Genomic DNA, 14,498 nt, shown 5'->3' on the forward strand with positions numbered 1-14,498 from the left:
GAATCGACATGCGCGATTCGCCGTAAAATGGAAGCCCAATGTGTAACCTATGTCTCCCGACAAAGTGTTACCCATGTCTGCCGACTAAACACCCTCAGGGTCCGACCCCGGCATTTTCGCCGTTCGGGTGAGTATGAAAATCGCAGCCTGGATTACTGTGCCGCCACGTGGCCGTAGCAGGTTTTCAGTTTGGCGTAGTCATAGTAGTGGCTGTTGACGGCATGGCGGGCGCCGTCGCAGGCCGCCTGGAAGTCCGTTTCCTTTTCGTTGTACAGCATTTTGACCAGCACCTCGCCGGCGCTGTTGCGGTACACATCCCATTGCATATTGGCCGCCATCGGTGCCACGTACAGGCCACGCCAGCTGTTGTTGTCGTAGCTGTAGCTTTGCGCCGCGGGCAGTGGCACCGTCACGCCCTTCAGGCCCATGGCGGTGGCCAGCGGGATGATCGCTTCGGCATGCGTGAAGCGCAGCTTGGCGCCGTGCGACAGGTTGCCGCGCACGATGGCGTCCACCTCCTTGAAGAAATCCTCGCGCAGCGCCCGCACGTAGTTGTAGGTAACGCCCGCGCTTTCCGTGGTGCCCGGCCCCTTGTTGTAAAAGTCCTGGTAATCCTGCACGAAAGCCTGGTACTTGGCCGCGTCCGACGGCATGTACTGCACGAAGTCGGCCTTCACTTCATTGCTCATGCCGGCCACGATGGCGTACAGGTTGTACAGCACCGAGGCCGCATCGGCCAGGCCCTTGATGGTGGTCTTGCCGTCGCCCGTGACGGTATTGGCGAACTTGCCGTCGTCGCTGCTGAAGGTATAGGTGCCGGTATTGGCAAAGCTGTAGCTGCCGTTGTCGATCTTGTCGACGAATGTTTTGGCAAACAGGCGTTCGAGCACTTCGCGGCCCAGGGTGCGCGCGGTGGCATCGGTATCGATCGCCGTGTATTTGGCGAGGAAGGCCGGGCTTTCCAGGTAGGCCTGGTAGGCCTGGCTGTCCTGGTAGGTGGCGTGGAACGGATCCGACGCATTGCTCGCCAGGTCGCTCTTGGGCACCAGCTTGTGCGAGTACAGCAGGAAGCGGTTGGTGCCGGCCGGCTGGATCACGGGCTTGTCATTCGGGTAGCCGGCAGGGGCGGGCGGCAGGGTAATCAGCGGTGCGATGGCCGGTGCGCTGGCGGCCAGCGACTGGGCGAAGAAAGCCGCGCTGTCCTTGGCGCGGTCCACGCCTGAACTGATGGTGACGATCTGGCGCGGCGCGCTGGCGGCCGTGGCGCCAAGCTGCGTGAACAGCGCGGGCAGGCGCGCCAGCATGCGCACGGCCAGCTGCTTGTGCTCATTGATGCCGGTCTGCGACAGGTTGCCGTAGCCCGGTGCGCTGATGCCCTCGACGCCATAGCCGAGCAGGGCGTTGGCCTTCATCAGCTTGAGGATGTCGGCGCCCAGCTTCTGGCCCAGTGGCGTCAGGGCGTCGTCGGCGGCCGCCTTTTGCCAGACGTTGTAAAAGGCCGCGTCATACTTCATGCTCGACAGGCCGCGCGAGCCGTGGCGCGCCACCAGTTCGGTGAAGATGGGCGCATAGCCGGCCGGCGCCGCCTCATAGGTGGCCGCCTCCTGCTGCGGCGTGTACGGCGTCTTGGTCTGGTAATAGGTAGCGGCAGCGGCGACGGGTGGCGTGACGACAGCGGCAGGGCTGTCGTCGCCGCCACCGCAGGCGGCAAGGCTCAGCATGATCAAAGAAAGCGGGAACGGCAGACGGCGTGCGTTATGCATGGTGTTTCCTTCAGATGTGGGGGCACAGGGTGCCCGCATCAGGCGGCGCACCCGGGTGGAAAGACGATGTGGATGGGTTTAGAGCTTGAGCGCTTTGGCCAGGCTGTTGGCCCGGGCGTCGCGTTCGCTCAGTGGCGCCAGGCCATGGCGCTCCTCGATGAATTTGAGGATGGAGACGGTTTCATATTCGGTATGGTCGATATGGCCGCCTTCGCTGAACGGCGAAATCACCAGCGCAGGAATGCGCGTGGCCGGGCCGAAGCGGTCGCCCTTGGGCGGCGCCACGTGGTCCCAGAAGCCGCCGTTTTCATCGGTGGTGACGACGATTACGGTGTCCTTCCACTGCGGGCCTTCCATGATGGCGTTGATGATGGCCACGCCCTCGTCGTCGCCGGCGGCCACGCTCGATTTGTCCATCCCCGGATGCATGTTCTTCTTGCCCATCGGCTTGTAGAACGAGACCGGCGGCAGCTTGCCGGCCTTGACGTCGGCGATCATGTCCGAGCGGTCTTTCAGGTGGGTGGCGCGCTGCTGCGCACTGTCGATAAAGCGCTTGAAGTAGGTGAACGGCTGGTGGTGATATGAAAAATCGTCTGCCTTCTTGCCCGACTTGGTCGAGGCCACGGCGATATCGTAGCCGTCGGCGTAGTACACCCACGAGATGCCCTTGTCGCTCAGGCGGTCGCCGATGGTCGGCATGGTTTGTGGCGGCAAGAAGGTCTGTTTCTTGGTCGGATCGAACAGCAGCGGCCCTTGCATGGTGTTGACCGCGTAGCCGTCCTGCGTCACTTCCGCTTCCTCGCCTTTCTTGTGGCCGGTGCCGCGCTCGTCGCGCGCGACGAGCGATTCGGGCGCATTCGGGAACACGGGCGTGCAGGCGCAGGTCAGCCACATATGGTTCAGGAACGAGCCACCATAGGCAGACTGGAAGAAGCGGTCGGCCAGCGTGTAGCGCTGCGCCAGCGCCCACAGTTTGAGCTTGCTGCCGTCAAAATGGCCCATCGGCAGGGCGCCGGTATTGCCTTCGACCACGAAGCGGTCGTTCTTGCCATCATTGATCTGGCGCTTGTGGGTCCAGAACGCGTGCACCGGGCTGGCCGTCTTGTCGCCCAGCGAGACGCTCGGTTCGAGCCGGAATACATTGTTGGCGATATCACCCTTGAAGCGCTGGTCGAAACCGCCCTTGTCGAGCGCCACGGCCGGCAGCAGCACATATGGCTTGCCGTCCGGGCCGGTCTGGGTGGTGGTGTCGGGCGAGCGGCCATTGGCGATGCCGTCGGCGCCGGGAAAGGTGCCGAACAGATGGTCGAAGCTGCGGTTTTCCATGTAGACGACAACGATCTGGCCGATCTTCGCCAGCTTCGGATCGGCGGCGGTCTGCTTGCCTGTGGTACCGGTGGCGTGAGGCGTGGTGCAGGCGGCCAGGCTGATGGCGCCGACGCCGGCCAGGGCGAGTCTGAGTACGTGATTCAACATTGCGGGTCTCCTTGCGACGCCTCCATGGCTGGGGCGTCTTTTTTTGATTGAATGGCCAGAACTGGCTTCATGAAGAAATTGCACACGTGTGCATCACGCGTGTGCAAACCTTAACCCGGAATTTTTTTGGTGTCAACAAGTACAGGAAAGGGGAGGATAAGTGTGGAAAAACGCAGACGGAGCGCGCTGGCGCCGTCTGGTGTCGAAGGCCTTAGCGCGTGCTGCCGCGCCGCACCAGCGTGACCGGCACTTCCTTCAGCCGGCCCGGCATGGAGAATTTTTCCATCCGTTCGACCAGGCTTTTCACGGCGCGGCGCGCCAGTTCGCCGGCGTCCTGCCGGATGGTGGTCAGGCCATAGGCGTCCAGCGACGCCATCGGAATATCGTCGAAGCCGATCACCTGCAATTGCTCCGGCACCTGCAGGCCGTATTTGCTGCGCGCCGCATCGATAAAGCCGCAGGCGATCAGGTCGGTCGCGCAAAAGACGCCGTCTGGCAGCTTGCCCGAGGCCAGCAGCGCGTCGGCCGCTTCCTGGCCCGCCTGGTAGCCGATGGCGCCGGCCAGGTATTCGGTGGCGCTGCAGCGCTTTTTGGCAATCGCCGGCGCCAGGTGTTCAAAAAACGCCTTGCCGCGTGCGATGCCGCTGAAACTGCTGGACTGCATGTTGACAAAGGCCAGGCGTTTGGCGCCGCTATCGAGCAGGGTGCTGGCCGCCAGTTCGCCGCCGCTGCGGTTGTCGCTGTTGACGACGTCCACGCCCTTCAGGTCGCGCGCGCGGTTGATCATCGCCACCGGTACTTGCCGCTGCAGGTATTCGCTGGCCACGGCGGACGGCGGCGAGCCCGATGTCATGATCACGCCCGAGATTTTATAACTGAGCAGGATGCGCAGCAGTTCGCTCAGGCGTTCCGGGTCTTCCGCGTTCATCAGCAGCGGCACCAGCGCATGCTCGCTGAGGCTGCGCGTGATTTCACCGAGCAGGGCCACGCGGAAAGGGTCGGTAAAGCCCGTGATGACGACGCCGACCAGATTGCTCTGGCCCTGGTTCATGCTGCGCGCCAGCATATTGACCTGGTAGCCCAGCGACTGCGCCGCCGCCATCACGCGGGCCCGCGTTTCCGGCGCCACGCTGGCGCCCGGCGTAAAGGTGCGCGAGACAGCCGAACGCGACACGCCGGCCCGTTTGGCGACGTCGACCGAGGTGACCCAAGACTTGTCTTTTTGATCCATGGAAGGTGTAGAGAATGGTAGGCTGATGCACAACATTGCACGGCGGCTTGCCGCGCCATCATCTTAGCCGAAAAACAGGCGGCGCGGCACAGGCAAGATGCCCGCGCCGTGCCGCCGTTTGTGCCGCCTGCCCCTCAGCCTACCACTTCGGCGTGTACTTCAAGGTGAGCTGCACGCTGCGCGGGTCGCCGAAATGGTTGTTGCCACCGGTGTCGTTGTACGACGGGATCACATAGCGCTTGTCGAACAGGTTGTTGACGTTCAGCGCCAGCGATACCTGCGGCGTGGCCTGCCAGGCCAGGCGCGCGCTCCACAGCGAGAAGCCGGCCACGTCGAAGCTGCGGCCATAGTCGAGCGTGTGGCTTTGCATGGTCACGCCGCCACCCACGCTGAACTTGTTCCACGCGCCGGGCAGGGTGTAGCCGGACCACAGGCGCAGCATGTGCTTCGGCGTCCAGGTCGAAAATACCTGGCCCTGGTTGTCCGGGTCCTCAAGGTAGGTGGTGGTGGTGTAGGCGTAGCCGGCCGACAGCTGCAGGCCCGGCGCCACTTCGCCCGACACTTCCGTCTCCAGGCCCTGGCTGCGCACCTTGCCCGAGGCGCGCGAGCAGTACCAGCCGTCGCAGGCAAAGCCGGCGTCGTAGTCGGTGACGGCGCGGTCCTTGTGCTCGTAGCGGAATACCGCCAGCGAGGTGTTCACTTTGCCGTCCAGCAGTTCGCCCTTGATGCCCGCCTCGTAGCTGTTGCCGGTGATCGGTTTCAGGATCTCGCCGGCCACATTGCGGTTGGTCTGCGGCTGGAATACGCCGGCATAGCTGAGATAGGCATTCCACTCTGGCGTGAGCGCATAGATCAGGCCGGCCGATGGGCTGAACTTGGCCGATACATCGGTGGTGTCGCGGTAGTCGTCGCGGGTGGCATACACGAAGTCATACCAGCTGAAACGCCCGCCCAGCACCGCTTTCAGCTGGCTCGTCAACTGGCCGTTCCAGCTGCCGTACAGGCCTTTCTGGCGCATGTCGTAGGTGCTGTAGCTGGTCACGCCGCGCGCGGCGATGGTGTCGAAGTCCTGCCATGGGCGGTGATGGTCGATATTGAAAATCTGCGCGCCCTGGGTCCAGGCGCGCGCATAGCGGTCGTCGGAATGGAACGTCACGTAGCTGGCGCCGAGCACCACTTCCTGGTCGATGCCAAGACCATCGAATTTGCCACGCACAAAGGCGTCGATGCCGCGCTTGCGGTTGTCGAAATCGGTGGAAAAGTCGCCATACATCGAGCCGCTGCCGTCCGCCTTGATGGTGCCGGCCATGCGCTGGTGGGTCGAGCTGGTTTTTTCATTGGTGGCCAGGGCGGAGGCCTTGAAGGTCCACTGGCTGTTGAAATGGTGTTCCAGGTCCGCGTTCACGGTGGTCTGTTCGACCTTGCTGCGGTTCCAGTCGGCGCCCGTATAGGTCGAGCGCGGCAGGCCCAGTTCGCTGCCGTCCGCATAGCGGCCCACGCCGATGAATGTCGGCCGGCCACGGCTGTTGACATTGCTGAGCGCCAGGCCCACGGTGGTGCTCGGGCTCAAGTCGTAGTCGAGCGCCGCATAGGCGGTGCGCGTTTTGCTCCATACCTGGTCGATGAAGGAGTGCGTATCGTCCTGGTCGAGGATCACGCGCCCGCGCAGGCTGCCGTCCGCGTTCAGGGGGCTGCTGACATCGACCTGGCCATTGTAGTGATCCCAGGAACCGGCGCGGCCCATCAGGCTGACCTGGCGGCCGGCCAGCGGGCGCTTGCGCACCAGGTTGACCGAGCCGCCCGGGCTGCCAGTGCCCTCCAGCAGGCTGGACGCGCCGCGCAGCACTTCCAGGCGGTCGTAGATGACCATGTTTTCCTGGCCCCAGTTGCCCAGCGCATAGGTATTGCGGTCGATCGGCACGCCGTCGTACTGCCACTGGTCAATCTGGAAGCCGCGCGAGGTAATCACCACGCCCGGCCCCACGCCATGCACGCCGACCACGCCGGTGACGTTGTTGACCGCTTCGCGCAGATCGGTGATGCCCTGGTCGTCGAGGCGCTGGCGCGTCAGCACGCTGACCGACTGCGGCATGTCCTTCATCGATTGCTCGCCCTTGCCCAAGGTGATCTTGCGCGCCGTGTACGAACCGCTGCCTTCGGTGGTGGCGCCCTGTTCAGCCTGGCCGACGATGGTAATGGCGGGCATGGTGCGGTCGACGGCTGCAGTCGTCGCAGGTACGGCAGGGGTCGCCGGGGCGGCCACCAGCACATAGCCGGTCGGCGTCTTGCCAATCGCGTAGCCGCTGCCGCGCAGCAGCACCGCAAAGCCTTCGTCGACGCTGTAGCTGCCCTGCAGGCCGGCGGTGGTCAAGCCTTGTACCCTGGCCGCGTCGATCACGATCGCCACGCCGGACTGCTGGGCGTAGCGGTTCAGGGCGCCGGCCAGCGGGCCGGCGGGGATCGTGTAGTGGATGGCCGCGGGCGTGGACTGGGCCAGCGCCGGCAATTGGGTGCCGGCGCAAGCGAGCAGCAGGGCGGCGACAGCCAGCGGACGCAAACGTGTATTGAGCGTGCGTGGGAATGGAGCAGTAACGGACATGGGGACAGCCTTTTGTGAATGATCTCAGCTGCCTTGACGCACGAGATGCGACTACACGAACCTGCGTAGGCAATTATTTTTTTGCGGAGCCAGTGTCTGGTACATCCACCATCACCAGATAGCGCGTCAGCATGCGCACGCGCAGCTGCGGGAAATTATCGAGCAGCAGCTGCAGCGCCTTGTCTGTGTCGTCCAGCGGCAGCACGGCCGCCACGCGGATATGTTCGAGTTGCGCGCGGTCGTAGCGCAGCTGGCCCGGACGGTGGCGCGCCAGTTCGTCGAGCACCTCGGGCAGCGGCCGGTCGTCGACCACCAGCTGGTGCGCGCGCCAGGCGTCCTGCAGGCTGGCCGCGTCAAACGTTTCCAGCTGCCCGGTGCCAGCATTGGTGATGCGCGTGCGCTGGCCGGCCGCCACCACCGTGTCCGCATGGCGTGGCAGTTGCACAGCCACTTTCGATTCGAGCATGCTGAGGATGGTGGCATCGTCCTGCTGGCGCACCGTGAAGCGGGTACCGAGCGCGCGCAGGGCGGCATGGTGGCTGTCGACGATAAACGGACGCCGCGCATCTTTCGCCACCTCGACCAGGATCTCGCCTTGCACCAGCTGCAGATGGCGCTCGCCTTTTGTAAAGCGCAGATTGACGGCCGTGTCGCTGCTCAGGGTAAGGTGGCTGCCATCGGCCAGCGTATGCGTGCGCCACTGGCCGGTCGGGCTGCGCAGGTCGGCCAGCAGGTAGGCCGGGCGGTCGCTGGCGGCCAAGCCCACTGTTAGCACCAGCATGGCAGCGGCAACGCCAGCCGCCAGATGGCGCCGACGCCTGGGTGCGACGGTCGCCAGCGCGGCGCGCGCCGGGCGCGTGTCGCCACCTGCCGCGTCGCGCACGGCATGCACCTGGCCCAGCAGGCTTTCCATGCCGGCGGCGGCGCTGGCGTGCAACGGGTCTTGCGCCTTCCAGGCTGCGAAGCCGGCATGGGCCGCCTCGCGTTCGCGCGCATCATCGGCGCTCAGCTGGACGATCCAGTGCGCGGCCTGCTCTGCAATGCTGTCCGCCTGCACGCGATTCATGCGGGAATCGTCAGGATGCCTGGCGGCAGGCCAGCAGCGCCTGCACCAGGTATTTCTGCACCATCCGCGTCGACACGCTCAGCTGCTGCGCCACTGCAGCCTGCGGCTGTTCGTCCAGGTAGTGCAGCAGGAACGCCTCGCGCGCCCTGGCCGAAATGCCGGCCAGCGCGCCGGCAATCTGTTCCAGCGCCTGTACCGCCATCAAAATCTCGTCGGGCGACGGCGCGCCTTCCGTTCCATCCATCACCAGCGCCAGTTCGGCCAGGTAAGTGCGCTCCAGCAGCTGCCGGCGCGCCCGGTCGACCAGCAGCCGCTTGGCCGTGGTGGACAGATAAGCGCGCGGTTCGCGCATGCCGAACAGCGCGTCGCGCGACGCGATAATGCGCACAAACGTATCCTGTGCCACGTCGGCCGCGCTGTGCGGGCAACTGAGCTTCTTGCGCAGCCAGCCATACAGCCAGCCATGATGCTCGCTGTAGAGCGCGTGCACTTGCTGTTGCAGGGTGGGTTGAACGGCGGACATGAAAGAACGGATGGCCTATGAATGAGAATTATTCTCATTGTAAGCGCCAGCCATGCTTTGCCACAATCCCAAAAGCGACTGCTTGCCAGCATTGTTGCTTTCAGGCTGCACGAGCCCCCTAAGGCTTGTGCGCAGTGCCCCTCTTTTTGGCGATCTGATCCAGCCGGTGCAGCGCCTGCGTGCGCAGCATTTCGTCGTTCGACGACGCGCACTCGCGTATCACGGCCAGCGCTTCCTCGGTGCCGATCGTCTGCAGCGCCCACAGGCATTTCTTGTAATAGGCGCCGTAGTCGTCATAGTCGAGGTAGGCCAGCGCTGGTTTCAGGGCAATCGCGCTTTTCAGATAGGGCACGCTGGCAGGGTCCGGGTAGTCCTGCAGGTAGCCGACGATATCCTCGTGTTCGTCATGGTCAGGATCGAGCAGGCGTTCACGTTCCGCCGCGAAGTCGGATGGCAGGTCACAGGTCATGGTCAAGTCCGGGTTGCTGCGCCGTGAAGGCGCGATAGTGCCAGTGTGACGGCAAACGCGGGCTGGATCAATCGTCCGGCGCGCGCACAAAAAAACCCGCTGTTGCGCGAGGCAAAAGCGGGTTCTCAATGCTGCAAATTCTTGGTGGTGATAGGTGGACTTGAACCACCGACCCCAGCATTATGAATGCTGTGCTCTAACCAACTGAGCTATATCACCAAACAGACCGGTCAGACCGGATGCTGGTTTTGACCAGGGGAAAACCTGATCGATGTTCTTTGGTGGTGATAGGTGGACTTGAACCACCGACCCCAGCATTATGAATGCTGTGCTCTAACCAACTGAGCTATATCACCCAACAGCCGAGCATTATCCAGTCTTCCGATTTCCTTGTCAATGCTGGCCGCAAAAAATCTGTGGGTTTTTCGCGTGCTCTTATTTTAGCAACGGTTTTATCTGCGCCAGCATCTGCGCGGCCGGGTCGGCACTGAGGCAATCGATAACGATGCGGTCCGGCATGGCGCGCAGCCAGGTCAGCTGGCGCTTGGCCAGCTGGCGCGTGGCGATAATGCCCGTTTCGCGCAGTGCGGCGCGGTCGATGCGCCCGTCGAGGTAGTCCCAGGCCTGGCGGTAGCCGACGCAGCGCATCGATGGCAGGCCCGGGTGCAGGTCGCCACGGCGGCGCAGTCCATCGACTTCATCTAACAGGGCGTCGTCTTTCAGCATGGCGTCAAAACGCGCGGCGATGCGCGCATGCAGCACGGCGCGGTCGGAAGGTTCCAGCGCGAACGACTGCAGCCGGAACGGCAGCACGGTCTTTTCGCGCAGCGCCAGCAGGGCCGACATGGGCTGGCCCGACAGGGCGATGATTTCCAGCGCGCGGCCGATGCGCTGGGCGTCGTTCGGTGCCAGGCGCGCGGCCGTGGGTGGGTCGAGTTCAGCCAGGCGCGCATGCATGGCGGGCCAGCCGATGGCGGCCGCGTCCGCTTCGAGCTGCACGCGCAGGTCCGCGTCGGCGCCCGGCAAATCGTCGAGGCCGTCTGCCAGTCCCTTGAAGTACAGCATGGTGCCGCCGACCAGCAGCGGCAGCTTGCCGCGCGCCGTGATGTCGGCCACCAGGCGCAGCGTGTCGTTGCGGAACTGCGCCACCGAATACGAGTCGAGCGGGTCGATGATATCGATCAGGTGGTGCGGCACCGCCGCCAGTTCTTCAGGCGTCGGCTTGGCCGTGCCGATATCCATGCCGCGGTAGACCAGGGCCGAGTCGACCGAGATGATTTCGGATGGGATCGCTTGCGCGATGGCCAGCGCGGCGGCGGTCTTGCCGCTGGCCGTGGGGCCCATGATGGCGATGGCGGGGGGGAGAATGTTGGTCATGATGCTTGATGGTGGCTTGCTATGCAAACCCAAAAGCAAGGGCCGGGATCAGACCCTCAGGGTCTGACCCCAGAATTTGCGGTTGGGGTTAAAAGTTATTGTCCGCGCAGGAAGAGCTTGTCCAGCGCATTGATCTCGACCTGCACCCAGGTGGGTCGCCCGTGGTTGCACTGGTCGGCCCGTTCGGTGCTTTCCATCTGGCGCAACAGGGCGTTCATTTCCTGTACCGACAGGATGCGGTTGGCGCGCACGGCAGTGTGGCAGGCGAGGGTGCCCAGCAGTTCGTTCTGGCGCTCGATCAGCACGCGCGAGCCGCCGTATTCGCGCACGTCGCGCAGCACGTCGCGCGCCAGCGTCTGCGCGTCGGCGTTTTTCAGCAGGGTCGGCACGCTGCGCACGGCCAGGGTGGTGGGCGACAGGGCGGCGATATCGAAGCCCAGCGCTTTCAATGTGTCCTGGTTTTCATTGGCGGTCGACACTTCGATCGCGTCGGCATAAAACGTCACCGGGATCAACAGCGCCTGCACCTGCATGTCGTGGCCCGATACCTGCGCCTGCAGCGCGTTTTTCAGCTGCTCGTAGAGGATGCGTTCGTGCGCCGCGTGCATGTCGACCAGCACCAGGCCCTTGGTATTTTGCGCCAGGATATAAATGCCGTGCAGCTGGGCCAGCGCAAAGCCGAGCGGATATTCTTCGCGCGCCATCGCTTCGGGCGAGGCGACATACGGTTCGACCTGGGTGATCGGCGAAGCGGCGCCGGCGCCGAACAGCGCGCCATACGATGCCGTGTCCTGGGCCACGCCCGGCGCCTCGGCAAAAAACGGGCGCGTGCCGCCAGCAGGCGGGGGCGCAAAGGTATTGGTGAACTGCGCGCCAAACGAGGTCTGCGTCTGTTCGCGGCGCCACAGGCCAGGTCCACCCAGGCCCGCGCCGGTATCGCCGCCGAGGCTGGACGCGGCAGGCAAGGGCGCCGGCACGCTGCCGAAGGCGGTGGCCGAGGTTTGCGCCAGCGCGCGCTGTACCGCGTGGAAGACGAACTGGTGCACCGAGCGGCTGTCGCGGAAGCGCACTTCGATTTTCGACGGGTGCACATTGACGTCGACCAGTGACGGGTCGAGGTCGAGCGCCAGCACATAGGATGGAAAACGGTCGCCGTGCAGCACGTCCTGGTAGGCCATGCGTACCGCATGGACCAGCAGCTTGTCGCGCACGAAGCGCCCGTTGACATAGAAGAACTGGCCGTCGGCGCGCGCTTTGGACGCCGTTGGCAAGCCGGCAAAGCCGTGCAGGCGCAGGCTGCCGGCCGTCTCATCCAGTGCCAGGCGCGCTTCGGCAAAGTCATTGCCCAATATATGGGCGCTGCGTTTGGCCAGTTCGCTGATGTTCCACTGGTCGATGGTGCGGCCGTTGTGCGACAGCGAAAACGACACGTCGGGCCGCGCCAGCGCGATGCGGCGCACGACTTCGGCGCAGTGGCCGTATTCGGTCTGTTCCGATTTCAGGAATTTGCGCCGCGCCGGCGTATTGAAATACAGGTCCTGCACGTCGACCGTGGTGCCCGGCGCACCCGACGACGGCGCGACCGTGCCATTGTGCGAGCCGACGATTTCCCAGGCATGGGCGGCGTCGGCCGTGCGCGAGGTGACGGTGACGGCGGCAACCGAGGCGATGGAAGCGAGCGCCTCGCCGCGAAAACCCAGAGTGCCGACGTTTTCCAGGTCGTGCAAGGACGCGATTTTCGAGGTGGCGTGGCGCGCCAGGGCCAGCGGCAACTGGTCCTGGGCGATACCGCGGCCGTTGTCGGTAATCGCGATGCGTTTCACGCCGCCTTCTTCCAGGCGCACGGTGATCTGCGTGGCGCCCGAGTCGAGCGCGTTTTCCAGCAGCTCCTTGACCACCGCCGAGGGCCGCTCGACCACCTCGCCGGCGGCGATTTGCGAAATCAGCTGGTCAGGCAGGGCCTGGATCGGACGGTGGGGCGTGATGGGAGCGTTCATGCCGTGATTATAGCGTGGCTGGCGTGGCGCTTATTTCCCCGCCTCGCGCACCGGTATCGGCGCATTGCACAGGTCGAGATGGCCGGCCTGCACCTTGCTCCACGGCCCGCCCCGGTTGCGCTGGGCTTCCAGCACCGCCTGGTAGGCGGCGCTGTCGGTACGCATCACCTCCATCTGCACGCGCTGCTCGACTGGCACATCTGCCGCCAGGCGTATGGACTTGATCGGCACGTTTTTGTCCGGGCTGTCATAAAAGCCCATCGGCGCCGCGCCGCGCGGCAGGGTCGCCAGCAAGGGCATGCCGGAAACCACGCGCCCGACTACCGTGATGTCGCGGTCCAGGTGGCGCGGCGACTGGCCGATGACCGCGTACAGTTCGGTGCCGCCGCCGCTGTCGCTGCCCACGTCGCGGCCCACGCCGACGGTGGCGTAGCAGTGCGTCAGCCAGGCAGTGCCGCTTTTCGGGTCGCGCGCGGACGGAAAATCGTTCGAATGGCCCACTTGCGGCGCGTAGCCGTCAGCGTCGGGCAGGCGCGTGAAGCTGGTGATGGTTTTCAGTGGCACCGTGAATTCGCCGGGCAGGGTGCGCTGCGCATGCTTGATGGCTTTCGGATTCTTTTCGTCCGGATCGCCCCACTGCGCGACCCAGTTGTCCTGCGCGCGTGTGATCGCCAGGCCGTCGTAGTACTGCTCGGCCACCAGCGCCTTGATATTGGCCACGTGTTTCGGCGCGAACTCGGGCGCCAGTTCAATCACCACGCGGCCCAGCGCGGTGTCCATGTACAGCGTGTTGGCCGGATCCAGCGCGCGCCAGTCGGCCGGCGTGGAGGCCTTGATCACGTCGGCCACCGTCTGTTTGGCGGGCAGTTCGGCTGGCGCACGGATAGTGGCGGCATGCAAGGACGGCAGCGCGGCGCTGATGGCGGCGGCGATTGTCAGTGTCTTGAGGTAGTTCGGTCGCATGGAGTCTCCTGGCTGGCGCGGCTTGCGCCCGGCGGAAAGTTTATAACGGAATGGCAATATTTCGCAAAGAAAAGCATGGCGCAAAAGTGCGCTTGCATGTCGCGCCGCAAGGCCGTCGCCGCCGTGTTTCCTTAACCTGGCCTTAAATTGTGATGCCGCATGCCACACATGCCGGGGCGCTGAAAAATTAATCATAAAATATCGGGCCCGGGACTGCCGTCGCACAGGCCCGGTGGTGTATGATTCCGCCGCTACCTTTAGGGAAAAAAATATGGATTTTGTGCAATTCCTCGACATGATTGTCCATGTCGACAAGACACTCGGCATCTTGATTGAACAGTACGGCACGCTGGTGTATGCGGTGTTGTTTGCCATTATTTTCTGTGAAACAGGCCTGGTAGTATTGTTTTTCTTTCCTGGCGATACTTTGCTGTTTATTGCCGGCGCTTTTTGCGCGACCGGCCAGATGCACCTGGGCTTGCTGATTGCGCTATTGGTCACGGCCGCCGTGACGGGCAATACCCTCAATTACTGGATAGGCGAGGCGATCGGGCAAAGGGTGTTTACCCATGATTACCGCTGGATCAACAAGGACGCCATGCGCCGCACGCATGAGTTTTTTGAAAAGCATGGCGGCAAGACGATTATTCTGGCCCGCTTCGTGCCCGTGGTGCGTACCTTCGCGCCGTTCGTGGCCGGTATTTCCGACATGACGCATACGCGCTTCCAGATGTACAACATTACGGGCGCCCTGCTGTGGGTGGTGGGCCTGGTGACGGCCGGCTATTTCTTCGGCAATATCCCGTGGATCCGCGACCACCTGACCCTGATCGTGCTGATCGGCGTGGGCGCTGCCGTGGTGCCGGTGGCGCTGGGCGGCATCTGGAAACTGTACAAGAAAATGACGGCCAGGTCGGCGTAAAATCGACGTAAAGCAGCAAACGGTTCCAGGGCAATCGCGCCCCGGAGCCGATTTTTCCCTTCCATCAGTCCTGTTGTTCTTCGACTGCGATTCAAGTTTTGGATGTTTCCAG

11 protein-coding genes and 2 tRNA genes are annotated in these 14,498 nt (G+C 64.0%); 1 reads left to right on the forward strand and 12 read right to left on the reverse strand.

Annotation, left to right across the window (positions count from 1 at the left end; genetic code table 11):
* Positions 1-152 precede the first annotated feature (152 nt).
* The 12 genes from AC0Z42_RS13605 to AC0Z42_RS13660 all read right to left on the reverse strand — a co-directional run bounded on the left by AC0Z42_RS13605 (position 153) and on the right by AC0Z42_RS13660 (position 13,464).
* Positions 153-1,763 (reverse strand): histidine-type phosphatase, encoded by a 1,611-nt coding sequence (locus AC0Z42_RS13605; RefSeq protein WP_485468749.1) that lies wholly within the window; start codon positions 1,761-1,763, stop codon positions 153-155.
* Between the two features lie 78 nt (positions 1,764-1,841).
* On the reverse strand, positions 1,842-3,239 hold the full coding sequence (locus tag AC0Z42_RS13610) for an alkaline phosphatase family protein (RefSeq protein WP_485468750.1): 1,398 nt from the start codon (positions 3,237-3,239) through the stop codon (positions 1,842-1,844).
* A gap of 211 nt (positions 3,240-3,450) precedes the next feature.
* The gene (locus tag AC0Z42_RS13615) at positions 3,451-4,470 is read right to left on the reverse strand and encodes a LacI family DNA-binding transcriptional regulator (protein WP_485468751.1); all 1,020 of its coding nucleotides are present in this window, start codon (positions 4,468-4,470) and stop codon (positions 3,451-3,453) included.
* A gap of 139 nt (positions 4,471-4,609) precedes the next feature.
* Positions 4,610-7,069, reverse strand: coding sequence for a TonB-dependent siderophore receptor (locus tag AC0Z42_RS13620; protein ID WP_485468752.1), 2,460 nt, complete (start codon positions 7,067-7,069; stop codon positions 4,610-4,612).
* A gap of 73 nt (positions 7,070-7,142) precedes the next feature.
* Complete coding sequence (locus AC0Z42_RS13625) at positions 7,143-8,135, reverse strand: FecR family protein (protein WP_485468753.1); 993 nt, start codon at positions 8,133-8,135, stop codon at positions 7,143-7,145.
* Between the two features lie 10 nt (positions 8,136-8,145).
* Positions 8,146-8,658 (reverse strand): sigma-70 family RNA polymerase sigma factor, encoded by a 513-nt coding sequence (locus tag AC0Z42_RS13630; protein ID WP_485468754.1) that lies wholly within the window; start codon positions 8,656-8,658, stop codon positions 8,146-8,148.
* 118 nt (positions 8,659-8,776) lie between these two features.
* Positions 8,777-9,127 (reverse strand): HEAT repeat domain-containing protein, encoded by a 351-nt coding sequence (locus tag AC0Z42_RS13635; RefSeq protein ID WP_485468755.1) that lies wholly within the window; start codon positions 9,125-9,127, stop codon positions 8,777-8,779.
* 142 nt (positions 9,128-9,269) lie between these two features.
* Positions 9,270-9,346, reverse strand: a tRNA-Met gene (locus AC0Z42_RS13640).
* Positions 9,347-9,406: 60 nt separating this feature from the next.
* A tRNA-Met gene (locus AC0Z42_RS13645) sits at positions 9,407-9,483 on the reverse strand.
* Positions 9,484-9,562: 79 nt separating this feature from the next.
* Complete coding sequence (gene miaA / locus AC0Z42_RS13650) at positions 9,563-10,504, reverse strand: tRNA (adenosine(37)-N6)-dimethylallyltransferase MiaA (RefSeq protein WP_485468756.1); 942 nt, start codon at positions 10,502-10,504, stop codon at positions 9,563-9,565.
* Between the two features lie 95 nt (positions 10,505-10,599).
* Positions 10,600-12,501, reverse strand: a complete 1,902-nt coding sequence (gene mutL / locus AC0Z42_RS13655) for a DNA mismatch repair endonuclease MutL (RefSeq protein ID WP_485468757.1) — start codon at positions 12,499-12,501, stop codon at positions 10,600-10,602.
* A gap of 30 nt (positions 12,502-12,531) precedes the next feature.
* The gene (locus AC0Z42_RS13660) at positions 12,532-13,464 is read right to left on the reverse strand and encodes a peptidylprolyl isomerase (protein ID WP_485468758.1); all 933 of its coding nucleotides are present in this window, start codon (positions 13,462-13,464) and stop codon (positions 12,532-12,534) included.
* A 271-nt stretch (positions 13,465-13,735) separates the two neighbouring features.
* On the opposite strand from AC0Z42_RS13660, the gene AC0Z42_RS13665 reads away from it, so the two are divergent.
* Positions 13,736-14,386, forward strand: a complete 651-nt coding sequence (locus AC0Z42_RS13665) for a VTT domain-containing protein (RefSeq protein ID WP_312440296.1) — start codon at positions 13,736-13,738, stop codon at positions 14,384-14,386.
* Positions 14,387-14,498: the final 112 nt, after the last annotated feature.

Source organism: Janthinobacterium sp. 1L-D-8-B-C4, assembly GCF_057291295.1.

Excerpts from the sequence above, each read along its gene's own strand:
- AC0Z42_RS13605 (WP_485468749.1), bottom strand. The coding sequence starts at position 1,763 with ATGCATAACGCACGCCGTCTGCCGTTCCCGCTTTCTTTGATCATGCTG.
- AC0Z42_RS13610 (WP_485468750.1), bottom strand. The coding sequence starts at position 3,239 with ATGTTGAATCACGTACTCAGACTCGCCCTGGCCGGCGTCGGCGCCATC.
- AC0Z42_RS13615 (WP_485468751.1), bottom strand. The coding sequence starts at position 4,470 with ATGGATCAAAAAGACAAGTCTTGGGTCACCTCGGTCGACGTCGCCAAA.
- AC0Z42_RS13620 (WP_485468752.1), bottom strand. The coding sequence starts at position 7,069 with ATGTCCGTTACTGCTCCATTCCCACGCACGCTCAATACACGTTTGCGT.
- AC0Z42_RS13625 (WP_485468753.1), bottom strand. The coding sequence starts at position 8,135 with ATGAATCGCGTGCAGGCGGACAGCATTGCAGAGCAGGCCGCGCACTGG.
- AC0Z42_RS13630 (WP_485468754.1), bottom strand. The coding sequence starts at position 8,658 with ATGTCCGCCGTTCAACCCACCCTGCAACAGCAAGTGCACGCGCTCTAC.
- AC0Z42_RS13635 (WP_485468755.1), bottom strand. The coding sequence starts at position 9,127 with ATGACCTGTGACCTGCCATCCGACTTCGCGGCGGAACGTGAACGCCTG.
- miaA (WP_485468756.1), bottom strand. The coding sequence starts at position 10,504 with ATGACCAACATTCTCCCCCCCGCCATCGCCATCATGGGCCCCACGGCC.
- mutL (WP_485468757.1), bottom strand. The coding sequence starts at position 12,501 with ATGAACGCTCCCATCACGCCCCACCGTCCGATCCAGGCCCTGCCTGAC.
- AC0Z42_RS13660 (WP_485468758.1), bottom strand. The coding sequence starts at position 13,464 with ATGCGACCGAACTACCTCAAGACACTGACAATCGCCGCCGCCATCAGC.
- AC0Z42_RS13665 (WP_312440296.1), top strand. The coding sequence starts at position 13,736 with ATGGATTTTGTGCAATTCCTCGACATGATTGTCCATGTCGACAAGACA.